Source organism: Clostridium sp. MCC353, assembly GCF_018785315.1.
Taxonomy (GTDB): domain Bacteria; phylum Bacillota; class Clostridia; order Lachnospirales; family Lachnospiraceae; genus CHH4-2.
In genome coordinates this window covers 17,269-41,860 of record NZ_WQPN01000022.1, presented here as the reverse complement: position 1 = coordinate 41,860, position 24,592 = coordinate 17,269, and the positions used below count along the sequence as shown (strand labels likewise).

Genomic DNA, 24,592 nt, shown 5'->3' with positions numbered 1-24,592 from the left:
TTCCAATGCCCCCTATTTGTGATGCATCATATGCGCTGCACAGCCGCAGTCTTCCGCGCCTTTTCCTTCATAAACCTGATCCTTCATCATAAGATGAACGGCTCCCAGCTTAAATGTCTGAGGCAGGGCCAGGATATTCGGATTCGGTCCCACATATTTCTTCTTAGCGTCTTCTAACGCTTCCTCAATGGTCGCTCTCGTCTTCAGTCCCATTCCTCTGGCAAATCCAGGTTCCTGGGCGCCGCAGAGATAGATGGCGGAAGTGTTCATTTCCGCAATGTGACCGCAGCTTATCATGGAGAATCCATGGAACGGATGGAACGCGTTGCAGTAACGGTATTTGCGGATGTACTCTTCATTTGTCGCAAAATACTCTCCGTAACGGTTCATATCAGGCAGAGTGTTCATATAGTCTTTCTGGAACATCTCATACATTTCTCTTGTATATGGCCATAATTCATCATGGAAATAACCATTGCAGATGGAAGAGCAGATGATAACACAGTTATCGCTCATGATCCTCTTATGGCGGATCACCTGGGCGGATAAGGCCTGCATCAGCATGATCGGGTTGGTGCCCATGCCTTCTCCGTAATGGAAGAACTGAGGCATACCGAAGATCATAACATCATATTTTTTCTCAGCCCACGGAACATAGGTACGTTTGTCCGCCATAATCCATGATTTTGGCTGCATAACTGCCGCATATCCGCTGTTGATTTCGATCTGTCTTGATTTGGTATCCAGAACCGCATCACAGCAGAAGAATTTCTTGCCCATGCATTTTTCCATGTGCTGACCGATTTCATCGAATTTAGTTCTCATCAGGGACTTTCCGCTGACCGGAGTGAAGTCTTTTCTGTGCATAACTTCCGGAACATGGTGGGAGTCGATGGAACGCCAATGGGTAATACCTGTTGCGCAGTGCTTATAACCGCCTGAATATCCGCCGTAAGGGTTGCCCTGGGTATGGCCGATGAGGATCGCCACATCGCTGTCATAAACGTATTTGTTCATGATGACAGGGTCACCGCGGTCTGTAGTTCCAAGGTCTACCAAATGGTCATAGTCCTCGCTGTCGTGGTTAATGATCTGATGAGTATACCAGAATTCATTGAAAAGTTCGTCTCCCAGAACGCCGCGGATCTCGGCTTCCGTGTTCTTTCTATGCAGACCGTTGGAGCAGATCAGAAGAATATCCTTCTTCTCCACGCCTGCGTCATATAATTCCTGTAAGATCAGTTTGATGGAAATCTTTCTGTGGGAGGTGGGCTGTTCTCCGCCCTTTACGCGGTCCGGGAAAATAATGGTAACTTTTGATCCCTTATGGGCCAGTTTGGACAATGGGTCCATGCCCATAGGATTTCTGATGGATTCCAGTGTTTTTTCGATCAGCTGGTCTTCCGGGATATAAGGCGGATCTAAAACGGTTTCTCCTGGAATAAAGACGTCGGTGCTGTCCGGTAAATCTGCTGTCATGAGGCCCTGGCCGTATTCGAATGATAATTTCATATGTGTACTCTCCTTTTTTGATTTGGGGCGCCTTTGATAAGAGGCGTGATTATTTTTTTATATCAGGTGTGTTTTGCATCATTTACATCAGGCGTGAAGGCATTTTCAAAAATGCCTTCACGCTTTACTTTAAATTAGGAAAAGTATGTTCTGATAATCTCCAGATATTCATCCGGATAATACCCGATCTCGCCCTGGAATCTGGTTAAGGCGATCAGCCCGCCGTCCATCACTGGAATGGAGGCCAGCATCTTGGCATTATCCACCTTTAATCCGCCGCCGTATACCACATCCAGGCCGCCTGTCACTTCTTTAATGAAACTTCCGATCATGGTGATATATTCCTGATCCGGCGGAATCTTGCCTGGCCCAATGGCCCAAATCGGCTCATAAGCGATGGTCACTTTAGACGTATCCACTCCATCCAGCCCAGTACTGAGCTGTTCCTTCAAAACTTCCTGCCACCTGGGCTGTTCCTCTGAAGATTCACCGATACAGTATAATACGGAAAGCCCCGCCTTGATAGCCGCTTTAATCTCCTTATTCAGCAGGCGGTTCACTGCCGCCGTATCAGTCACCCCGGCCTCTGAAAGAATTCCCGCTTTGTCTTTTCTCTCTTCACAATGTCCGATAATTGTGGATGTACATCCCATAGCTTTCACGGCATTGGCAGTCCGGTTGGTGGTAAATGCTCCAAAATTGCCGCCCACAGCCGTATCCTCGCGGTATACGCTCTGGCATCCAACCTGAACCATGCTGTTTTCTTCCAATGCATTTGCCGCAGATATTAAATGCGCCTCCGGAAAATACATAACGAATTCCACATCTTCACCTGCATACGCCTTTAACTGCTCCTGTGTATTGGATACAATATACTTTCCCCACTCCTGAATGGGGGCAATGCTGTTTACCCCTCCCTTGTCTTTTGGAATGTCAAACCTTTTTAAATTCAGAAAAATGTGTTTCATATCGATCTAAGTCCCTCCTCTTCCTGCCGCATCATTTTTTATCCATGTATTCCTGGAAATCAATAAAATCTCTCAGTTCCGGCCCGATTAACGGACGGCACCATTTTGCAAACTCTTCTGTCACGTCATTGCCCCGTTCATTGATGTATTCTTCCGGCAGCACTTTTTCATAAAGCATCACTTCTGAAATCGGAATCATCCGGACATGAATCTTATACGACCCATCTTCGGTTTCATCCCGGATAAAGCCGGCCATTACGCCGCTTTCACCGTTTAATGCCGCCTGCAGTGCCTTTCTGCCGGCCAGAACCGCTTCGTCACGGTCCACTGGCGACTGCCATGCGATGGAAGAACGGCCGCAGATTCCGGGTTTTTCACTTCTCGCCTTAATTCCCAGCTTCTGAATAACCAAATTGGCCAGATAAGCGCTCACGTCTCCGTAGTAAGTTGCCCGTCCTGATTTAAAGATCGGAGGCACGATCGGCTCACCGTCCGCTCCCCTCAGGCCTTCGCTGGCAACGACCACCACTCCGCCCAGCTGGTCGTAAAGCCGTTTCACATCCTCCAAAAACTCTTCTTCATTAAATGCCCGTTCCGGCAGATAGACCAAATGGGGAGCGTCTCCAGGTTTCTTCCTGGCTAATACGGACGCTGCGGTAATCCATCCCGCATTCCTGCCCATGGCCTCGATCACGCATACATGGATGGGCAGTGATTTAATATCCGCTCCCACCTCTTCCGTTGTGGCGGCTATGTATCTTGCGGCGCTTCCAAATCCAGGCGTATGATCCGTAATGGCAATGTCATTATCCACTGTTTTCGGAACTCCGACCACGCAGATCCCTTCATTCTTACACACTTCATAAATCTTTCCACATGTGTCCATGGTCCCGTTTCCGCCGTTTAACAGCACATACTTAATATCGTGCTTTTTAAAAATGCCAACCATGGCTTCATAATCTTCTTTTTCCAGGGCATATCTGGAAGAACCGATGGCTGTTGCCGGTGTTTCCAGCAAAAGCTTCAGCTTCTCCTCCGGAAACTGCATCAGATCCAGAAAACGTTCCTGGAAAATAGCTTCACTTCCTCCAATCGCCCCGTATACCTTATCGATCCTGCCGCTTTCTTTCGCTTCCTCTATAATTCCATACAGGGAAGAGTTAATGACTGCTGTTGGTCCCCCGCCGTGGACAACCAAAACATTCTCCATCGTGCTTACCGCCTTTCCTCTTCTACTTTTTATTCTCTCATATACTCCTATCTTAACACAAAAAGGCCACATTTGAATAACTTTTTACTCAAACGTTTGTCTTAGGTTTGCGGGGGATAACATTCCACAATTTCCAGCTTCTCACCGGTCTCATACCGGTATGTTTTCACCCCATTGGGAAGCCATAATTCCGTTCCCTTATTAAGCGGTTCTTCTCCCGCCTCCGTCACGATCCTGCCGCTTCCTTCCGTCACTAAGACGATTGTAAATGCTCCATTCTCTTTTGAATAGGTCTTTCTTCCTTCCGTCCCATCCATCCGTATCCGGTTCATGCCGAAGCGGGTTGTCGTTTCCGGTCCGATCAGCACTTCTTCACTCACATGCGCTTCTTTCTTTAACATCCGGGAGGGCTGAAAAATCTTATCTCTTGTCTCTTCTTCGCTTCTGACCGTAAAATCAAAACAGTCCAGCAGAGCTTCCAGGCCGATGCCGCTGTGAAGGGATTCTTCCGGCAGCACGCTCCCGTCAGGCCTGATCCGTTCAGCTCTCAGCGTAATGTCCACCGGTTCCTGAATCTCGATCATCAGGCTTCCTTCCCCCAGCGTATGCGGCAGTCCCGCCGGGATAAAAATCACCTGCCCTTTTTGAATTTCGAAACGGTACAAACAGTCCAGAATCTTTTTTGTATCCTGGATTTCAATCAGGCGGCGGAACATTTCCCGGTTTACTCCCGGTTTGAATCCCGCGTAGATACAAGGGGATTCTGTCTTTGTGTCCAAATCCAGCACATACCAGCTTTCCGTCTTTCCAAAATCAGAATGAAAATACTTCTTCGCCTTCTCCTGATCGGGGTGGGCCTGTACTAAAAGGCGGTCGCAGGAATTCAGCATCTTGATCAGAACGCCTGTGGATGTCCCCCATCTTTTTACATGCTCCTCTCCCATAATCTGAACGGGATATTCATCGATTATATCTTTTAAATACCGGTCTTCGTCCCCCATTTCCAACTGTGACAGACCTTCATTTCCATTAACAGACGACGTTACCGTCGATGCAATCCAGACCTGGGAACACAAATTTCCCTCGTCTTCATACCCAAAAAAGCGTTTCAGCAGCTCCCCTCCCTTTATCAGGTATTGTATTTTGTTTGTCTTCAAACGCCACGGCTTTTCAAATAGTTTTGCTTCCAATCCGTTCTCCTCTCCATCCGGCCTTTCTCAACTGTTTCCGGTTGTCACGGCCTGAATTTTCACGATCTTTTTATGCTTTCATTATACAAAATATCCTGTTATTTTTCACATTCTTTTACGCAAACGTTTGGGTATATTGCCATAGCATTTTTTTCATCTATTCTATACAATAAAGATGTAACCGCCCAGACGGCCTTTTCGGCCAAGAAGATCCGCCGTCAAAGCTGTTATAGAAAGACAGATATTCATTTCGCCGCGGGGAGGTTGGTTTATTGCCATGACATTAAAAGAAATAGCTAAAGAGGCCGGGGTATCCATCTCTACGGTATCCCGCGTAGTGAATAAAAACAGCACAAATGCCGCCAGCAAAGAAGTCCAGGACAGAATATGGGAAATCGTGCGCCGCACTGGGTATACGCCTAATCCGACTGCCCGCGATCTGAAAAAAGGACATGTTGAAACACCAGAGCCGCTGTCACGTTCCATCGCATGTTTATTTGCGCGGACCCCGGATTCCATGACTGATTCTTTTTTCTCCTCTTTGGCACGCAGTATTGAACAGGAAGCGTTTAAGCACAATTATGTATTAAAATACTCATTTTCTTCCTTTGACATCAATCATCCCAGCACCTTCCGCCTGATTACGGATAACCACGTGGATGGGGTGGTAATTCTGGGACGGTGTGACAAGCAGCTTCTGGGGACATTGAAGAAATATTTTAACTATGTTGCCTACACAGGGCTCAACAACCTGGAGGCAAAGTACGACCAGATTATCTGCGACGGACACCAGGCCAGCCTGGCCGCCATGGAACATCTGATGGAGCTTGGCCATACGCGAATCGCCTATATAGGCGAAACCGAGGCAGAGGACCGCTATACCGGATACTGCTCCGCACTGGCCTCCCGCAAACTGCCGCTCAAGAAAGAGTATGTGGTAAACGTCCCTCTCTCTTCCGAAGGAGGATACCAGGGCGCCAAACGCCTGCTGGAAAAGAAAACGGACGTTTCCGCTTTCTTCTGCAGCAATGACATCACCGCAATCGGGGCAATGCATGCAGTACAGGAAGCCGGTTTCAACATACCCGGGGACATTTCCATCATCAGTATTGACGATATCGATACGGCCCAGTATCTGACTCCCATGCTGACCACAGTACATATTCCTGTGGAAGAAATGGGGCAGATGACAGCCAAAATACTGATTGACCGGATCGAGGGGGGACACCGTCTTCCAATTAAAATGAACCTTCCCTTTTACATTGCCAACAGGGAAAGCTGCGCGGTTTATACATCTAAAAAATGAAAAGAGGTAAAATAACTATGTTAATAACAATCCAGGATTCCAAAACAACCGCTGTAATTGACAGTTTCGGCGCACAGTTAATCTCGCTGAAGGACAGCAGCGGCAAAGAGTACATTTGGCAGCGCGATCCCTCCGTATGGTCCCGCTGTTCCCCTCTGTTATTTCCTGCCGTGGGAAATTCAAGAAATGATAAAACCATGTTTGAAGGCGTCTGGTATGAACTCCCCAAACACGGCTTTTGTAAAGAAACTGATTTTAAAGTGACGGCTCAGTCTTCCGATTCCGCCTCCTTTGAAATCACTGATACAGAGATCACCAAAACCATGTATCCCTATGAGTTCCGCCTCACCCTCACTTACAGCCTGAATGATGGCGTCCTGTCCATGGATTATAAAGTGGACAATACGGACAGCCGCCCGATCTACTACTGTATCGGCGCTCATCCCGGCTTCATATGCCCTATGGAAGACGGAGAAAAATTTGAAGATTATGTGTTGGAATTTGAGCAGGAAGAAACCGCTTCCTGTACGGTTCATAATATGGAAAAACAGGAATATGACCACAGCCGCCACATACTTCTGATCGATCACAGCCGCCGTCTGCCTTTAGACTATCATTTATTTGATAACAACGCCGTATTTTTCGAATCCATCAAATCCAGAAAAGTTGCTCTGGTTAACCCTAAGACAAACAGGGGTGTGGAAGTGGATTATCCGGATTTTGAAACCATCGCTTTCTGGACCCCCGACCACATAAATGCCCCGTTCCTCTGCATCGAACCCTGGAATGGATCGGCAATCTGCAGCGATGAGGATGATGAATTCACACATAAACACCATGTTCAGAAGTTGGAATTGGGAGAAAGCAGATCTTATCATTTGGGTGTGAGGATTCTGTAAATCATATGGGCAGAAGGGAGAGAGCGGCAACAATACAGGATTGACCACAATACGGGATTGACCATAATAAAGCACAATACGTCAATTCCGTATTTGATGCCACATTTTTTCTCCCTCCACAGACAGCTTATGTCTTACCAGGACGATATAAATTCACTTCCATGATACAAAGACAGCTACATAGTAACTTTTGTTTTTGCAGCCTCCCATTATAACTTTATTTTATCAAAACTTCAGATACCGTATTCATGATAAAGTTGTTTTAAAAAATCAGGATCGGAAGCCGCCTTAATAATTTTTTCGCTTTTACCCTCTTCCGCCAGTTTCAATATTAATTGACTATAACGCAGCTCTCCTCTTGCTTCACCATCCGCAATCAATTCATCAATAGCCTGACACATATCAAACTCCTCCTCTCCCTCTGAATTATCTAAAATTTTCGCCATCCGTTTCTGTTCTCCCAGCAATACCAGCATTGCCATCGCCGAATCGTAATCCATCTCACGAATGGCTTCCCGGTGAAGCCGGGCATATTCATATAGTTTTTTCTTATCTATATTATATTTTAACATACTGAATATATGTTGTAAACACGACTGAAACCGGCCCATTGTCTCATAATCCCTTACATCCACCAGGTTTATTCGATAATCCGGTATGAATTTCCTAAGGCCGTCCAGGTGCTCATCACAGCCGTCCAATCCCAGCATTTCATGCAGACATAAAGGCCCGTCCCACTTTTCTAACTGTCATCCCATAATGTATGTTAGCCTGGCCCTCACATCCTAATATTGCAAAACCTATACCTAGTTTGTCACTTGCCTGCATTACCATATCTCTTCTGCGCTGCACCACCAGCTTTTTTCCGCCTTCATCCACTGTAATAATCCCGTTCTCATTTGGAATCAGCTCCAAATCGTCTGCATCTAAAACCGGTATCCCACCAAATATAACTTCATTATTAAAATCGGCGAAACGAACTTTATCCTCTAAAAGTTTCTTTATGTACAGATCCTTTTCTGCCATAAACTTCCTCCTTCTGCTATTAAATTCTTTTCATTGGAAAATATGGCAGAACCGCCAGATATCTCCGAATGGAGATTCCATGAATGTTAATCCAGTATATCAAATTTTTTCCCAGGCTTCAAGGGGTTGTGGAGATCAATCTTTATTTAATTGATTCATAGCTGTAATAGATAAAGATTTGAGGGAAGGGGGGATAAAAAATGACATTAACCCTGAAGGCATTTTCGAAAATGCCTTCAGGGTTAATGTAAAAAAAACACCTGACTACCATAAATTGCATTTAATTGACCACTTTCAGCGTAACGTATACATCTAAAGCAATTGTCTCAATATAAACTCCAGCACCCCATCCGAAAACACAATTCCCTCCCTCAAACGTATAACCTCATCCCCTAGAGCAAACCGTTCAGCCAGCTTCTCCGGCGCAATTGCGTAATCCGCTGCTTTCAGCATCGGCACATCGAATTCACTGTCTCCTGCTGCGATTACCCTACCTTCATGAAGCATTTTTTTCAGCCTTTTTACCGCCGTCCCTTTATCCAGCCGTTTGGGCACCACGTAGACTTTTAGGCCATTATTAAAAACATCCACTAAATCCATATCAAGAACGGCCGACAGCCGTTTAATGGACATTTCCGGCTTTTCGCTCTTAGTGAACAAAAACAGATTCCTTACATTTCTGACCTCAAATGACCTGTCCGGGTCCTGCTTCAGCAGCCTGGCCGCTTTTTCTAATTCATTCCCGGAATCCGCTGTCAAGTCAAGGGATTCCTGATACCAGCTTTCGTCCTCAACCCCGTCAGCCAGCAAAACTCCCCCATTGCAGACCAGAGCAAAAGGAGGGGCGCCGGTTCCCAAATCAATTCTGTTATATTGTTCAATGGTTCTGGTTGTGGTCGGAACAAATATTGTCTTTTCCCGCACCATTTTTAGCAGTTCATAAGATTTCCCGGTCATAAATGAGATGTCCCTGCCCTGATAGATCTCAACACAGACTTTATCTTCCCCGATATTATGTTTATATGAATAGATCAATGTATTATCCAAATCTGAATTAAATATCATCATGCCAATCCTTCCCACATTAATTTTCCCAAAAAAGATGTGTGACACAATTGTATCACACATCCGCAGTAATTATAACTTATTAACAATGGTTTTTCTGATCATGTCCACCGGGATCATGGTAAATGCAAGTACAAACGCAATTCCCCATCCCCTGATGCCAAATGGAACGCAGCTGAACATATTGCCGATCCATTCAAACACCGGCAGAGGCACCAAGCCTGAATTGACTATGAGCGCCTGAACCAGGATAATCGCAAAGAATACTTTTAAAAAGCCTGTATTCTCATTCAGTCCCTTAAAAATACCGAACCCGTCATCTCTCACATTAAATCCGTTAAACAGCGCGCTCACGATGAACAACACGAAATATCCTGTTAAATGTTCCGCTTCATTCGCATAAAATGAGGAAAAGAAGGGGTGTTTCAAAAATACAAAACTGATCACCGTCAGCCACGCGCCCATGGTGAGAATCTGAGCCATCATCTTTCTGCTTACGATATTCTCATCCCTTCTTCTGGGCTTTTCTTTCATATATTTTTCAAGCGCAGGTTCATTCCCCAGCATGATCGCACCCAAGCCGTCCATTACCAGGTTAACAAACAGCAGATGGGTAACTTTAAGAGGTTCTTCAATCCCAAAGAATGGGGCAATGGCGCTTACCACTACGGCAGCAACATTGATCACCAGCTGGAATTTACAGAATTTTAAAATATTGTGATAGATCGTCCTTCCATACCAGATGGCGTCTTTTATGGACTTAAAGTTATCGTCCAGAACAACAATCTTTCCAGCCTCTTTGGCCGCTTCCGTACCGCTTCCCATGGCGAAGCCCACATCCGCTCTCTTCAGCGCCGGTGAATCGTTTACACCGTCGCCCGTCATACCTACGACTAAATTCATCTCCTGGCACAATCTGACCATTCTGGATTTGTCCGTGGGCAGCGCTCTGGCAATCACCCTGATATTCGGTATAATCTTTTTAACCTCTTCATCCGACATTTCGTTCAACTGTGCTGAAGACAACGCCTTGTCCGTACTGTTTTTCAGCAGGCCTGAATCTTTCGCGATGGCAATTGCGGTTTCCAGACGGTCTCCTGTTATCATGACAACCTGGATGCCGGCGCTCTGCACTTCCTCAATGGCTTCTTTGGCCTCCGGCCTCACATCATCGCGGATTCCCACAAGTCCGATAATGACAATATCATCATTGATGGTATTCTCCACCAGTTTTTTCTCAGAATAGCCAAATGCCAGCACACGCATGGCCTTGGATGCCAGTTCATCAATCTTCCTGTTCAGCACGTTCTGATCGATCTCCCTGATTTCACCTTCGCTGTCCAAATACTTCTTCGCCACTGCCAGCAAACGCTCCGGAGCTCCCTTATAGAAGGTTTTCCCAAGGTGGTCAAGTCTGGCCTGGCTGAATTTATTGCTGGAATTGAATCCCTGACAGCAGGTTACGATGCATTCCCGGTCTTCGTCCAATATCCTGAATGTAGTTTCTCCAATGAATTTCATTAAAGCCTGATCCGTCGCATTGCCGCCGATAACCCGGTGTTCCGCATCAAACATGGACTGGGAATTCTTACCAATCGCCAGATCCACAAGCCCTTTTATTTTGCTGTGCTTACTCAAATCTTTCAGCTCAATGGAATTTCCATCAGCCGTAAAAAAGTCTACTACTTCCAGCATGCCTTTTGTTATGGTGCCTGTCTTATCGCTGAATAAAATGTTTAGGGAACCGGCGGTTTCGATACCTTCCGCTTTTCTCACCAAAACGTTATGATCCAGCATCTTGCTCGTATTCTGCATGAGCACCAGTGAAATCATCAGCGGAAGCCCTTCAGGCACAGCGCACACAATGATTACAACAGCCAGGGACACCGCTTCCACTATATCTTTTATGATTTCTTCGATTCCCATGGAAAAATAGCTGGAAAAGCCTCCGGCCGACGTGATGAAATAGCCAAAATATAAGACTGCAATAACGATAGCTCCGATATATCCAAATGTGGAAATCTGCTGGGCCAGTTTGCCTAACTTCACCTTTAACGGTGAATCCAGGTCGTCTTCCTGCATCTCCTCAGCCATCTTCCCCATCATTGTATTCAATCCGGTTTTTCTGACATCTAAAACGCCCTCTCCGTCGAATACAACGGCCCCGCGGAACAGGGAATGTTTGTCTACAAACGTGTCCCCTGTAATCTCGTCGGCCAGCACAAAATCTTCCGTTGCCGCCGTCTTTTTGCATTCCTCCGCTTCTCCGTTGAGGGCGGAGTTATTCACATTCAGACTGCCCGCCAGCAATACGCCGTCGGCCGGAATTTTATCTCCCGACTGCAGAAGGATTTTATCTCCTACCACCACATCGTCCACATTGATAACGGTTATCATGCCGTTCCTATGGACTTTGCACTGGTCTTTTTTTGTATTGTCTTTCAGTTCCCTGTATTTCGTATCACTTGCGACGCCTGTTTTAGCTGAAACAAACGCTACAATCAGTACGGCTACGATCGTTCCTACCGGCTCATAAATCTCCGCATAGCCGAAAAAAAACATCCCGATCATGAGCGCCGCGATGGCTAAAAGTATTTTGATCATGGGATCGCTGAATGTCTCTTTAAATTCCTCCCAAAATGTGGTTGGTTCTGAATCCGGTATTGCATTTGACCCGTATTTTTGGCGCGATAATTCGACTTCTTTATCGGTAAGCCCATTAAACTTCATGTTGTTCCTCCTGAACGCATATGGAACAAAAGAAGAAACTTGTCATAAAGGCAGTTTCTCCTTTTGCTCTAACTAGTATTATTTAAAGATATCTGCTGGCAAGCTCGCCGATTCCAGGATCATTGGTGCCCTGTCCGATGGCGTTAAACTTCCATTCATTGCCGTGTCTGTACACTTCACCAAAAATCATGGCTGTCATACCTGAATAATTATCCGTTAAATTATATTTGCACATCTCCGAATTGGTTCTGGCATCCACTAACCGGATAAACGCATTCTGGATCAATCCAAAATGCTGTTTTCTCTTAACCGCCTGATAGATATTTACGACGATTACGATTCTGTCATATTCTCCCGGAACGCTGGCTAAATCAACAATGATCTGCTCGTCATCCCCATCGCCCGCACCTGTAAGATTATCTCCCATATGCTGGACGGTTCCCGATTTATGCCTTAAATTACCAAAATAAACCACATCCGCTTTATCCGTAAACTTGCCATTTTTTAACAGGATGGCGGACGCGTCACAGTCAATGGGCTGCGGTTTTGGCGCGAAAAGCCCTCCTCTGGACTGCTGTACCTCATCCCAGCCTAACCCGATGATCACCTTGGAAAGTCCCGCATTATCTTTTGACAAACTGACTTTTTGTCCTTTTTGTAAACTAATTGACATTTTATTTTCCTCCTATTTACGTCCGGCTTTCCATCTGAGCCCCCAGTGAAACGCCTGATCAAGGGCCTCATGTCCAGGATAGAACTGAACGATTTTCTCCACGCTGAATGTCTCGTCATTCACATTCTCAAAGAGCGCCAGGCCGCACATCTTATGTGAAGAGTTATAATCGTCCATCTTCACAAAAATATCTTCCGCTCCCGGATACTTAATTGTAACCGCCGCGTCAGCCTGCTGCCAATTGGCCACGCCTTCATAGATAAACGTATAAACCAGGACCCTCTTGATATTGGAAATCTGATTTCCGTTAATCCGGAGATTTTCTCCTGCCGCTGCCGCTCCGGTCCTGTCATCACCATCCAGCGCGATGTAAGGCGGCTGGTTTAAGGAACCGAACGCATTGCCCAGCGCCTGGACCGTCCCTTTTCTTCCGTCTTTTAATTCAAACAAACAGCCCAGATCCAGGTCGATCCCCTGGCCGCCTCCCAATAACCCCGAAAATAACCCCTTTTTCACCGGTTTGGAATTCCAGTTCAAATTAACAAGTATTTCGCCTAAGCCTGCAGAAGACCGTTTCTGCAGATTCACTTTCTGCCCCTTTTGTAAGCTGATCGCCATAATTATCTCCTATTCTGTATCAACACCGTAATTAGCGCAAAGAGCCGCCAAGCCGCCCTGATAACCGCTTCCAATGGCATTAAATTTCCATTCGCTTCCGTTTTTATACAATTCCCCAAATACCGCGGCTGTCTCTATGGAAAAATCTTCGCCTAAATCATATCTCAAAAGTTCTTCCCCGGTTTCTTCGTTATAGATCCTGATGAACGCATTATTCACCTGGCCGAAATTCTGGCGTCTTTGTTCCGCGTCATAGATGGTTACCGTAAACGCGATTTTGGAAACATTGGCCGGAACCAAGGAAAGATTAATCTTGATCTGCTCGTCATCCCCGTCTCCCGCGCCGGTTAAGTTATCGCCCATATGTAAAACACCGCCTGACGGATGCTGCAAATTGCCGTAAAATACGAAATCTTCCGGCCTTGTCACCTTTCCGCTGTCAGCCAGTAAAAATGCAGCCGTATCGAGATCAAAATCCCCGCCGGTGTCGAACTGGTTGATATCCCATCCTAAGCCCACCACAACTTTGGTCAGGCCCGGATTTCCTTTTGTCAAACTTACTTTCTGTCCTTTTTGTAAATTAATCGGCATGTCATCCTCCTATGCAACATCAATTCCATAATGGCCGCACAATGCAGCCAGTCCGCCCTGGAAGCCGCTGCCGATGGCATTGAACTTCCACTCGCCGTTATTTCTGTACAGCTCGCCTACAACTACCGCTGTTTCTATGGAGAAGTCCTCTCCCAAATCGTAACGGATCAATTCCTGGCCGTTTGATTCATCCACAATTCTGATAAACGCATTGGAAACCTGTCCGAAATTCTGTCTTCTGGCTTCAGGATCATAAATGGTTACGGTAAATGCTACTTTGGAGATATTGGCAGGTATTTTGCTCAAATCCACCTGAATCTGCTCATCGTCTCCATCGCCTTCTCCGGTTAAGTTATCGCCCATATGTTTCACGGAACCGCTTGGATGGGCAAGATTTCCATAAAAGACAAACTCTTTCTCAGTTGGGCATTTGCCGTTTTCACCCAGCAAAAATGCCGCTGCATCCAAGTCAAAGTCGAATCCGGAATCAAACGCATTGACATCCCAGCCTAAGCCTACCATAAGATTTTTCAAACCTGGATTTCCTTTTGTTAAATCTACTTTTTGACCTTTTGACAAATTAATTGGCATAACTTTTTCCTCCTGGTATATTATTTTTTATTTGGCATGTGATACATCTTGTTAAACTCTGTCTTGATATTTTCCAGTCTGGCCTGATCTTCCAAACGCTGCCTTCTGGCGTTCTCCTGGATCTGCTTCGTCTCGTCAATACCATTCACAATTGTTCTCCAAGTTGTTTCCAATGTCTCAATCTTAATGGAACTTCCCGACGCCAGTCTGGCAGTCAGTTTCGACTGTTCCGCGGTATTTCTCGCATTCTTGATCAGCATCTCATTGGTTTTCTCATCCAGTGCGGACATGGCTTCCGCCTGGATTTTCTGCCTCTTGAGCATAATAGCCTGGGCAAGGGCCTGTTTAAATACAGGCAGGGTTATGATGAACGCAGAATTGATCTTTCTGACTAAATTCATATTGCTGAATTCCATGGTCTTGATCATCGGTATGGACTGCATGGCTACGTTTTCCGCCGTTCTCAAATCCTGGGTTCTCTGCTCCAGCATCATGAGGCACTGCTGCAGGCTCTGGATCTCAAACTGGATGGAGTTATCGCCGGTGGCCTCCATATCACTCTGCCGCTGGGCGATATAGGCTTCAATCTCCCGGCATCCCTGCTCACCGGCCAATATGTATTTCACCAGCTCGTGGTAGTAGTTAACATTTGCTTCAAAAATCTGGTTTAATTTCCTGTTGGACTGTTTGATTTCCGCTTCATACTGCTTTAACTGGACGTAAATTTTATCCACTTCCTCGCCCATGGTATGGTATTTGTCGAGAATCTTGTCCAGCTGTTTTCTGAGGTTTCCGAACAGCTTTCCAAACAGTCCCGGATTGTCTTTGATCTCTTCAATATCAAACTTGGACATGATCTTTGCCAAGGTATTCAGCATCTGGCTGGAATTGTCAAGCTGAGACATGTTCATGCTGTTGAGCACCACGTCGGAAGCCTTGGATATCTCCTCTGCCGCCTCCGCGCCAAAGGATACGATCGTCTCCAGATTATCGATCTCAATGGTGCTGACTAACGCATCCACTTCCGGTGAATTGACCAGAGCCGCGTTCATCTGCTGCCTGTCCGCGCTGATATCATACTGCTCCACCACTTCAATTTCATTCTTCTGCTCCACCACTGGAGGCTGCTGTGTCGATGACTTGCTAAAATCTAATCCCATATTCAATTACCTCTCTTAAATATTTTTTCACGCCATGAAAGGTGCGTATTCGTTGGAACCGCATCTAAGTCCGGCACCTGTAAATCATAAACATAGTCCCCAATCTGATGCTCTTCCATAACCCTCTTATTAAAGAAATTTTCAACGCTCTGGTATCCCGTGGGAACATAAAAAACCAGGTCAAATCCTATTAAATTCAGAAACATAACCATGATGCTGTCCTCCAAGGATATCACCCGCTCCGTACAATTAATATAGATGAGCTTAGGATTCTTCTTGGTAAAATCAAATTTCTGTATCAGCCGCAAAATGTCTTTGTTCAGATTGAGCACGGTGGAAATAACCGTATACTCCGTTCCGTTTTCAAAAGTGCCTTTAATCACTTTCTGGTCGATCAAAAGCTGCAGTTTATCCAGGATATAATCTTGGATATTCTCGCGGAGATAACCGTACTGGTAACTTTTGTGGGACTTTATCCTGTTCTTTTGCAGCCTTCCGTTTTTATAAAACTCCGTCACATAAGGCTTGACCGGATTGGGATCTGTGGGACTGATAAAGGGGACCTTTTTGACGACAAAAACGTCCTCTGTTTTTAAAGCTTTTATCCCCGCCCAATACTGGGCTAAATTCCCGTCTTTCACGCCGGAAATTTTTGAAAAAATGACCGGAAGACTGACAATTCCGTCAACCACACTGAAATTAGGCCGGTATTTTAATTCCTGTTTCCATAAAATTGCGATTTCTTCATACATAGTCTGTAAGGTCACAGACATGGCACGGGTATACTGCTGATTGCGGTACATTCCCGAATCCCCGTACATCAGCGTATCCAGTTCCCTTTCCGCGTAATAGGCCGCCGTACCCATGCGGATGTCTGAATTCTCCATCGGAAACCTGTCCACTGCCAGTGAATCGGAATAATTAATTTCGTACAGCTTCTCGTCATTCAGGCAGCACTTCGTGTTGAGATTGGGATTCAGGATCAAAACATCTGTTGGAAGTTTTGACAAGAGTTTCAGGAACATGGCTTCGTTATCATCCCTGCATCCGCCTAAATAGATAAAGCAGCTGATATCCGGCATCTTCCAGTCCGGAAAGAGTTCCGACTGGTACCGTCTGAGCCAGCAAAGCAGGTAAACCGCCTTGTTCACCAGCTTATTCAGCATCATATTTTCAGCCTCAGACTTCTCTAGTATTATATCAATAAACGCTTTTTTAAGCAACCGTTCCAGCTCTATATTTTTGTAATATTTAATATTATTTGATAAATCGATCAACATTTGTTCGATATTCTTATAAGTTTTTCGTACAATTGATGCAATTTCATCCATAGTAGGCTGAGGAATTTCATTTTCCACAACTACCACATTCCGTTTGCTGTTTTTAATTTCCAGCCGCATCTGATACAGTTCGTTCAGATAGGTCAGTTTATCTTCAACACCGTTGATCCTGCAGTAGCAGTTGTAGAAAAAACGGGAATCCTGTCCTCTGGTGAGAATGACCGCCGTTATATCCTGAAACCCTTTTCCTGTGATCCAGGCATTGGTGCAGTTTAAAACCTGGGGCTTTGTTCCGTAAAGCCGCTCTGTTTTGATCCTCTTTTCCATTTCCTGGCGGAGCCAGCCAATGTTGAATTCTTTTGGGAAGGACGTCATATCCGGCAGAACTAATGAATCGGAAAGTTTAGATTCAGGGTCCAGCTTCAAATAGGAGCCGTCGCCATGATACTGCAAAAGCAGCACATCACAGCCTGCCCCCGATAAAATCGTTATGAGCTTCAGTTCATAATTACTGATGTCGCCCTCATACAGGATCTTTGGAATCTTGTCCTGGCCCAGACGGCTTAAAATACGCTCAAATTTGTAATACATCCAGCACATGAATTTGATATACGCGTTTTTGAGCATATTATCATTTTTCCCTTCCCTGCGCATGGTTTCCAGGGTATCATAAATGGATGCGGCCACGGTCGTTCTCTGGTACTCATTCAGCCGGGGCAGCCATTTCTTCAGGCTTGCGCCTATGAAACCGACGCTCATCTGGAAATCCATTCCCATAATCTCCGAATAATACGAAAGATTTTTCTCATCCGGATTGGGGATTTTTCCTTCTATTACAACTCCGGACAGCCTGGCGGCCTCGTAGTAATTTTGAATAAATGTTTTAATGGCGTCATTATAAGCGTTTATGCGGTAAAAATAGACGCCCTGTTCTCTCCGCGCATTCAAATCGGTAAAATAATCATCCAGTTTTTGAATTTTTCTGTGTTCAAACATCATTTATCATCTTCACCTTCAATATCGATTCATTTTGTTCTTGTTCATCACATATCCAAGCACCGCACCCACAAGGCCGCCCAGAATATGCGTCAGATTTGAAACATTATCCCGGATCAATATTCCATCCAGCACCTGCTGGCCTATATAAAGAACCGCAACCAGTACCAGGGTAAGAGGTATGGTTCCCTCTTTGATGCCGGTAAATGAAGACAGCAGTATGAACGCGAAAACAACTCCGCTGGCCCCCAAAAGCTGCACATGAGGGAAAAAGACAAAATTTGTAATCCCCGTCACCAATGCGGTGGCCAGTATGACGAACAGGATGTTGGACGAACCATATTTTTCTTCCAGCAAAGGCCCTACCACCAGAATCAACATGGCATTGCCGATCAAATGCTCCCATCCCGCATGGCCGAACACATGGCCGATAAACCTGATATAGGTAAACGGGCTCAGCATCGACGAATGGTAAACGCTGAAAAACATCCGGTTGGCAATCCCTCCCGTGAACCAGTTGAGAATCAGGGCGGCAAAACAGACCGCTGTAAATCCCAGAATAACCGGTGAATTAAATGAAATTTTAATACTAGAACTGCCCTTTGACATGAGCACCTTCCTTCCTGATGGGAATATCCCTTTCCCTATTCAAATCCCCGTATAAAATTATGAATGCTTTCATATCCCACTGCCAAATTGATATTCTGGCCGCTGTCTATGCCGGCTGTACTGATTCCGATCACATCTCCATACATATTGAGCACCGCGCCTCCCGAACTTCCGTGGGAAATGGGGGCCGTAAACTGGATCATGTCCACATTGTCAATGGTTCTGAATCCTGAAATGATTCCATTGGAAACGGAATTAAACAGACCCAGGGGACTGCCGATGGCAACCACCTTCTGGCCTCTGACCAGTTTTTCCCTTCCCTTATATACAGGTATGGGCTTTAATTGGCGGTCAATCCGTATGACGGCCAAATCCAGCACCGAATTATATTTAATGACCTCGTCCGTTTTATAGATCTGCTCATCGTCTTCAATTCTCACAGAGTAAAATCTGCCGCCGCTGGCCACATGGTTATTGGTCAGTATGTATCCCTGCCTGCCCACCATAATGCCGGAACCGGTTCCTATGATTCCTCCCTTGTTGTCATGAATGGCTATCATCACCACCGAGGATGCCAGAAGAGCCAGTTCTTCAAATTCCTTCTCTCTCCTCACATTCCTGCCGGGCTGGGAGGGCCTTTCCACACGGCTCAAATCGATTTTGCCGCGCTGTTTAGGCGGAATCTCCAGGACTTCCGGTTTTGTCTTTTCCTGGTCTTCGGGTTTTGCCTTTTTATAGGGTTCTTTTTTATAGGGTTCTCTTTCGGTTTTTTTGTATTTTTCCGCATGAAACGGCTCTGTTGCCACATGTTCATAGGATCCCAGAATAAATTTCCCGGACAGGCACAATTCTTCCAACTGGCTGTTTATATCCCCGCTGCCCTGCAGCAAAAGGACATCAATTCCGGTCAGCGTGAGGAAATAGCAAAATAAATATTCCTGCTTTTTCACAATATCTTTGACTGCCAGTTTGACGGACATCCGCGGGTTCCATCCGCGGATCAGATCACCGCAGACCCGGTCATACCAGAATAATAGTTTAACCACCAAATTCTTCTCAATGGTATCGGTCACATTGGGGAATCTGCTTCTGAACAAGCGGCAGAGGGTGTCACAGGCACTGCCTGCAATCTCTTTTAACATTTCATTGTCCATCGTGGACTTAACGGCCATGGTTTTCCTGCCGTTTCTGTTCCACTCTGCATAGCAGTTGGAATAATATTCAATATCTGTCTGTGAATCCAATGGCGGCAGGGCTTCAATCCTGTTATATCTGCTGAAACCGGAAAACATCCGTTCCGACAACAGCCTGTCCATATTCTCTATCTCTTTCAGATAAGCGCCGTTAACCCCCAGCGCCCTGACAAAATATACATCTTTACAGTTCCCGTTTAATCCCCCGATGATGTTTGTAAATGCACTTAAAGATGTAATGTTCATCACATTATGCCTTACTTTATAATTTTCTTCATTCATAAGCCTTCACCCTGTAAGCGGAATTATTGGCTGAACTTAAAAATCCAGTCACAAGTATATCTTACCATATCTTCATAAAAACCACTATCTATTTGTGTCTTATAATGCTACAATAAAGGGAAATATGTCAAAAAGGAGTTCAGCATATGAAAAATTCAATTCTCTATTACAGCGTGGGAGCTCTCTTATATTGTCCTGCAAATAGCGACACCATAATTAATTCCTTAACAAATGAAAAATTCGGAAAACATTTCTCCCTTTCCTTATGTCTGGAAGATACCATAAAAGATGACTGTGTAGAAGAAGCGGAAGACAAATTAGTCCAAACCATTCAAACACTCTATGAATCCCAAATGAGCAGTTCTTTTTTTATGCCCAAAATCTTTATAAGGGTCCGGGAGCCGGAACAGATCACCAATTTGCTGGATCGGTTTGATGCAGCAAAGAAATTGATTACAGGTTTTATTATACCAAAGTTTTCATTGGAAAATGCTGACGATTATATTAAGGTTATGGTATCCATCAACCATAATTCTGACAGAATTTTTTATATGATGCCCATTTTCGAAAGCCCGACGATCATCAGCCTGAAAAGCCGGGCGGATATTCTCTGCTCGCTGAAAGATAAACTGGATGCCGTCGAAGAACTGGTCTTAAATATCCGGGTGGGCGGAAATGATTTAAGCCACGCATTCGGCTTCAGGCGGTCAAGCAGTCAGTCTATCCACAGCATAAGGGCCATTTCCAATATCCTGTCCGACATTGTGACCGTATTTGGAATGGATTATGTCATATCAGGCCCTGTTTGGGAATATTATGCCGGAAGTAATTGGGATACAGGTTTGAAAAATGAACTGGAAGAAGATAAATTATGCGGATTTGTGGGAAAAACGGTGATTCATCCCAATCAGATTGAACTTGTGAACAACGCTTATAAAGTTTCCCAAAAAGACCTGGACGACGCCAGATCCATCCTCGACTGGAGTGCCAATTCCCACTCCCTGGTTTCCGGGAGCGTTGCAAAAGAGAGGATGAACGAATATAAGACCCATTCCAACTGGGCGCTGAAGATTCTCATGCTGGCCGAGGCTTATGGGGTGGCGGAATAAACTTTTCTTATATCAACCCTGTTTGCATTAAAGCCTGAAGGGATTTTCGAAAATGGCCTCACCCTTTAATGTAAAGGGTGAGGCCATTTTCGAAAATCCCTTCAGGGTTGATGTAAACAGGATTAACTTTTATTTAATAATCACTGGCATTTCTATATAAGAAACAATATGTTCCTCACGGCACACATCCCATGAAATCTCCCTCCCTAACACTTTGTTCAGCGCAATATTCGGTATATTGACTCCGGCTGAGAGGCAGCTCATCTGGAGGCCGCCTGACATGCGGGTGTTGATCTCCAGCAAATAGGGGATTTGGCCTTTTAATTTGAACTGAATGTTGCAGGGGTACTGCAGAGGGACTTTTTTCAGGATGATTTCACACATGTTATGGATTTCTTCATCAAATACCACCCTTTCGTCCCTCGAGGCCCCCTTTACGCGGGGTACTGCAATCAATCCGCTCTTGGTATTGAGGCAGTCCACACTGATTTCATCCCCCGGCAGATAGGGCATTATCATCATGTCTTTGAAAGTGCCGCGGGGTTTTAGGATGCGGATCAGATCCTCATAGGCGATTCCGTTTCCCGGATAGGTGCATAAAGACTGGTATTCGTCCACATGATCTTTCAATCTCCTAAAACTCATTCCGCCTTCATCTTCCACAAATTTAATGCAAAGATCGTTGTGCCTCTCTTTTAAAGAGGCATAAGCTGTCTCTAAAGAATCCACATCACGCACCAGGGCGTAGTCAGGGACATGGATGCCTTTGCATTCTTTAAACATTTGATAAGCCGCCGCTTTGTCGTTGAGAAGAGCGATTTTTTCGTAATCATCAACCAGGACCCTGACCCCCATCCGCAAAAAACGGTCCATGTGCCGGCTTATATCCACCATCTTTCTTCTCGGTACAAATACCTGTACCTGATGTTCCCGGCAGAAGTCCACGCAGTAGTTTATATAGTCTTCCCCATCTAAACAGGGCTCTTCATACCACTCGTCGCACACTTTTTGGATGACGGCGTTCACCTTCCGGTTGCTGCCAATCACATACACCTCTTCTTTTTCATCTTCTTTCATCAGTTCAATCAACCGATAGGAGGTGCTGAACCAATGGTTAAACCAGACACGTATCATCTCTTCTCCACCCTTAAACGTCCGTCAATTTTTTTATCAATCCGCAGGCCTTATAATGAACCAGCGGACAGTATTCAATACTGACGCCTTTTTCTTCTGCAAGCCTTATAATATGAGTTAAGGAAATATCATCTCTGCACTCACTGTTAATGAGAACTTTCCACGGAACTCTGCGCAGCAGCACCCTGGTCGTTTCACCGATTCCCGGTTTTATCAGGTTTATGTCCCGGATGTCATAAGTTTCCGCCAGCTTTCTGACTTCGTCAATGCCGAGGCCTTCTTTTTTTATCTCTTTCTTTGAGGAGTTCATCCGAAACTCCTTTTCGATGGATTCAATGAAACCGTATGATAAATCGGAATCCTTTAATTCACCATAATAAACAGCTCCATGAAAATCATCTTTTCCAATCACATCGTCTCTTAAAAATGTCCTGCTGACCAGCCCGGAAACCGTGCTGTTGAGACAGGAGCTGGGAATCAGGATATCATCATGGGTTCCGCACAGTTCCGTCACGTTAGCGGGGTCCGCTACCACAGCCAGCTCCGGGGAAATCCCGTCATAGGCCGCGATGTCTTTCTCCAGCTCATTTAGTATGGCGCCTTTTCCGATCCATCCGTCCACAAACAGGATATCCGCCGGATTGTGATGCCGGATAAGAAATTTCACCGCATTGTCGTCAATGCCCCGGCCCCGGATGATGGATATGGAATAATGGGGCACATCGATCTCATATTTCATTCGGATATAGTGTTTCAATAATATGCCTATGGGCGTTCCAGCCCGGGCCAGGGAAACTAAAACAACGTTCCTTCCCTTTTTCCCAATGATCTTATCTGCCAGAACCCCAACCGCTTCAGCAGTGGAACCTGCATAGTTTTTCAGGGCTTCCTGATAAGCCTCCATGTATTTTTCACTGGGCACATATTCAATGGGCAGCATCTCACAATAATGCCTTCCCGCCTGAATCTGCTTTTCCCGTTCTTCCGTGGATTGGGGTTCCACCACCCCGGTTATGTCCTTCAGCAGGAAAATCACATCGTCTTTATGATAAGAAGTTCTCATTTCAACACCACCTGACTAAACTGATCTTATGACTGCCGCATGAATAAATGGCATTCACCAGCGTATTAATTCCCTGAGATCCCTCATTTACAGAATCGGTAAGAATGATTACATGGTCATACGTCCCTATATCATACAGGAACGTCCTCCTTTGGCTGTCATAAAGGCTTGCCAGCTCATATCTTGTATGGAGAGGATACTCCTCTTCCGAGCTCACCGCGATGGGGCTCCTTGTTGTGGAATGGGTTTTTACCCTGTTTCCCTTTTCTTCCAGCTTTTTCGCTGTAAAGATTGCCGGATACATGAATTCCTCTGTTCCCAAAACCAAAATGTCCTGATCGGTTCCAATGTTCAGCCTGGTTTCCAGTTCCCTGTATAAATGTTCACATGCGCTTAGGTAAACGGTTCCGTCTGTCAGGCGTCTCGCGTTGACACAGCCGGATACGGCGGTTTCTTCCACCTTCAGCCCTCTGTCCTGTCCGTCAGGCCCCCAATAGGTTCCGTCTCCCTTAAATCCGTCTGCAATCCGGGTATATCCGTCATGGGACGTCTTCACGAGATAATGCATGGGGATATCTCTGTCTTCATATAACTTCGCGGCGTCCTGATCCATACCGTTTAACAGGGACGCTATGGAAAACCGCAGTTTCTTTGAATATGTCTTTTCTATAATTTTAATGATATTCAAAATTGTATTGCCGGTGGTGACCTCATCCTCAACAAATATGATCCTGTCAATTTCATCTATAATCCTGTCCAGATCCGTCTTCACTATTTTCTGGTCTGTGGAATGGCTGTGTTCTTCCAGGAAATAGAGGTATTCAACTCCGTCTATATTTTCCCTGGTAGTCTGCATATAGCAGGTGTTGAGTTCGACCGCCAGAGCCGCGCCAATAGCGGTTGCCGTTTCTGCGAATCCCACCAATAACAGGTTCTCACCGTCATATTTCCCCTTTAACTGATCTGCCAAAGCGCCAAACATCTCCAGGGATTTCGACGGGCTGACAGGTATGTGTTTGGCTTGATATCTGTTGACAACCAAATATTTCCTTTTATTATTGTTTTCCCTTTTAGCCACTGCCGCCAGTTCTTTTTCCGTATACATATAAGTACCTCACAAGTATTTTCATGTTTCTATGATCTTTTCATATTTCTATGATCCGATGTTTTCAGATTTGTAACTGTTCAGAACGGCTCATCTTCTTGACCGAAAAAGCCGGTCAAGAAGCATCGGATGTTCATCCGATGTGAAAATTGGCGGAGAAAGGTGCTTACAAGCGAGCTTGACGCGCCTTTCTCCGCCAATTTTCCCGCCGTCCTGAACTGTTACTCAGATTCTTTTCTATATTATCATTAATCCGGCTGTTTTTCTACAAAAACCATAACC

At 45.3% G+C, this 24,592-nt stretch carries 22 protein-coding genes; 3 read left to right on the top strand and 19 right to left on the bottom strand.

The window, feature by feature from the left end:
* Positions 1-12: 12 nt before the first annotated feature.
* The 4 genes from GPL15_RS05570 to GPL15_RS05555 all read right to left on the bottom strand — a co-directional run bounded on the left by GPL15_RS05570 (position 13) and on the right by GPL15_RS05555 (position 4,880).
* Positions 13-1,512 carry a lactate racemase domain-containing protein gene (locus GPL15_RS05570; protein ID WP_215696816.1) on the bottom strand — a complete coding sequence of 500 codons (1,500 nt, stop codon included), beginning with the start codon at positions 1,510-1,512 and terminating at the stop codon, positions 13-15.
* Positions 1,513-1,646: 134 nt separating this feature from the next.
* Complete coding sequence (locus tag GPL15_RS05565; RefSeq protein ID WP_215696814.1) at positions 1,647-2,480, bottom strand: triose-phosphate isomerase family protein; 834 nt, start codon at positions 2,478-2,480, stop codon at positions 1,647-1,649.
* Positions 2,481-2,511: 31 nt separating this feature from the next.
* Complete coding sequence (locus GPL15_RS05560; protein ID WP_215696812.1) at positions 2,512-3,690, bottom strand: diphosphate--fructose-6-phosphate 1-phosphotransferase; 1,179 nt, start codon at positions 3,688-3,690, stop codon at positions 2,512-2,514.
* 101 nt (positions 3,691-3,791) lie between these two features.
* Positions 3,792-4,880 (bottom strand): class I mannose-6-phosphate isomerase, encoded by a 1,089-nt coding sequence (locus GPL15_RS05555; RefSeq protein ID WP_215696810.1) that lies wholly within the window; start codon positions 4,878-4,880, stop codon positions 3,792-3,794.
* A gap of 277 nt (positions 4,881-5,157) precedes the next feature.
* Here GPL15_RS05555 and GPL15_RS05550 point away from each other — a divergent pair, with 277 nt between their 5' ends.
* Entirely contained in the window at positions 5,158-6,186 is a 1,029-nt protein-coding gene (locus tag GPL15_RS05550; protein WP_215696808.1) for a LacI family DNA-binding transcriptional regulator, read from the top strand.
* 17 nt (positions 6,187-6,203) lie between these two features.
* Complete coding sequence (locus GPL15_RS05545; RefSeq protein ID WP_215696806.1) at positions 6,204-7,085, top strand: aldose 1-epimerase family protein; 882 nt, start codon at positions 6,204-6,206, stop codon at positions 7,083-7,085.
* 233 nt (positions 7,086-7,318) lie between these two features.
* Here the strand turns inward: GPL15_RS05545 and GPL15_RS05540 are convergent, their stop codons facing one another.
* The 12 genes from GPL15_RS05540 to GPL15_RS05485 all read right to left on the bottom strand — a co-directional run bounded on the left by GPL15_RS05540 (position 7,319) and on the right by GPL15_RS05485 (position 19,899).
* On the bottom strand, positions 7,319-7,585 hold the full coding sequence (locus tag GPL15_RS05540; protein WP_215696804.1) for a hypothetical protein: 267 nt from the start codon (positions 7,583-7,585) through the stop codon (positions 7,319-7,321).
* 211 nt (positions 7,586-7,796) lie between these two features.
* Positions 7,797-8,111, bottom strand: a complete 315-nt coding sequence (locus GPL15_RS05535; protein ID WP_215696802.1) for a hypothetical protein — start codon at positions 8,109-8,111, stop codon at positions 7,797-7,799.
* Positions 8,112-8,423: 312 nt separating this feature from the next.
* Positions 8,424-9,179 carry an HAD hydrolase family protein gene (locus GPL15_RS05530; RefSeq protein ID WP_252198114.1) on the bottom strand — a complete coding sequence of 252 codons (756 nt, stop codon included), beginning with the start codon at positions 9,177-9,179 and terminating at the stop codon, positions 8,424-8,426.
* Between the two features lie 69 nt (positions 9,180-9,248).
* Positions 9,249-11,906, bottom strand: a complete 2,658-nt coding sequence (locus GPL15_RS05525; protein WP_215696798.1) for a calcium-translocating P-type ATPase, PMCA-type — start codon at positions 11,904-11,906, stop codon at positions 9,249-9,251.
* An 82-nt stretch (positions 11,907-11,988) separates the two neighbouring features.
* A complete protein-coding gene (locus GPL15_RS05520) occupies positions 11,989-12,579 on the bottom strand; it encodes a TerD family protein (protein WP_215696796.1) in 591 nt (196 codons plus the stop codon).
* Between the two features lie 12 nt (positions 12,580-12,591).
* On the bottom strand, positions 12,592-13,197 hold the full coding sequence (locus GPL15_RS05515; RefSeq protein WP_215696794.1) for a TerD family protein: 606 nt from the start codon (positions 13,195-13,197) through the stop codon (positions 12,592-12,594).
* A gap of 9 nt (positions 13,198-13,206) precedes the next feature.
* Positions 13,207-13,788 carry a TerD family protein gene (locus GPL15_RS05510; protein ID WP_215696792.1) on the bottom strand — a complete coding sequence of 194 codons (582 nt, stop codon included), beginning with the start codon at positions 13,786-13,788 and terminating at the stop codon, positions 13,207-13,209.
* Between the two features lie 9 nt (positions 13,789-13,797).
* The gene (locus GPL15_RS05505; protein WP_215696789.1) at positions 13,798-14,379 is read right to left on the bottom strand and encodes a TerD family protein; all 582 of its coding nucleotides are present in this window, start codon (positions 14,377-14,379) and stop codon (positions 13,798-13,800) included.
* A gap of 20 nt (positions 14,380-14,399) precedes the next feature.
* A complete protein-coding gene (locus GPL15_RS05500) occupies positions 14,400-15,539 on the bottom strand; it encodes a toxic anion resistance protein (RefSeq protein WP_215696788.1) in 1,140 nt (379 codons plus the stop codon).
* Between the two features lie 2 nt (positions 15,540-15,541).
* Complete coding sequence (locus GPL15_RS05495) at positions 15,542-17,818, bottom strand: YceG family protein (RefSeq protein ID WP_346344900.1); 2,277 nt, start codon at positions 17,816-17,818, stop codon at positions 15,542-15,544.
* A gap of 15 nt (positions 17,819-17,833) precedes the next feature.
* Positions 17,834-18,424 (bottom strand): rhomboid family intramembrane serine protease, encoded by a 591-nt coding sequence (locus GPL15_RS05490; RefSeq protein ID WP_215696786.1) that lies wholly within the window; start codon positions 18,422-18,424, stop codon positions 17,834-17,836.
* Positions 18,425-18,459: 35 nt separating this feature from the next.
* Positions 18,460-19,899, bottom strand: coding sequence for a trypsin-like peptidase domain-containing protein (locus GPL15_RS05485; RefSeq protein WP_215696777.1), 1,440 nt, complete (start codon positions 19,897-19,899; stop codon positions 18,460-18,462).
* Positions 19,900-20,045: 146 nt separating this feature from the next.
* Here GPL15_RS05485 and GPL15_RS05480 point away from each other — a divergent pair, with 146 nt between their 5' ends.
* A complete protein-coding gene (locus tag GPL15_RS05480) occupies positions 20,046-21,008 on the top strand; it encodes an HpcH/HpaI aldolase/citrate lyase family protein (protein ID WP_215696775.1) in 963 nt (320 codons plus the stop codon).
* Positions 21,009-21,137: 129 nt separating this feature from the next.
* Here GPL15_RS05480 and GPL15_RS05475 read toward each other — a convergent pair whose 3' ends face one another.
* Genes GPL15_RS05475 through GPL15_RS05465 form a run of 3 tightly spaced genes read right to left on the bottom strand, consistent with a single transcriptional unit; the run spans position 21,138 to position 24,310 of the window.
* Entirely contained in the window at positions 21,138-22,142 is a 1,005-nt protein-coding gene (locus GPL15_RS05475) for an ATP-grasp domain-containing protein (RefSeq protein ID WP_215696773.1), read from the bottom strand.
* 13 nt (positions 22,143-22,155) lie between these two features.
* Positions 22,156-23,205: a cysteine protease StiP family protein gene (locus GPL15_RS05470; protein WP_215696772.1), complete on the bottom strand. Its 1,050-nt coding sequence runs from the start codon at positions 23,203-23,205 to the stop codon at positions 22,156-22,158.
* Between the two features lies 1 nt (position 23,206).
* On the bottom strand, positions 23,207-24,310 hold the full coding sequence (locus tag GPL15_RS05465; protein WP_215696770.1) for a phosphoribosyltransferase domain-containing protein: 1,104 nt from the start codon (positions 24,308-24,310) through the stop codon (positions 23,207-23,209).
* Positions 24,311-24,592 lie beyond the last annotated feature (282 nt).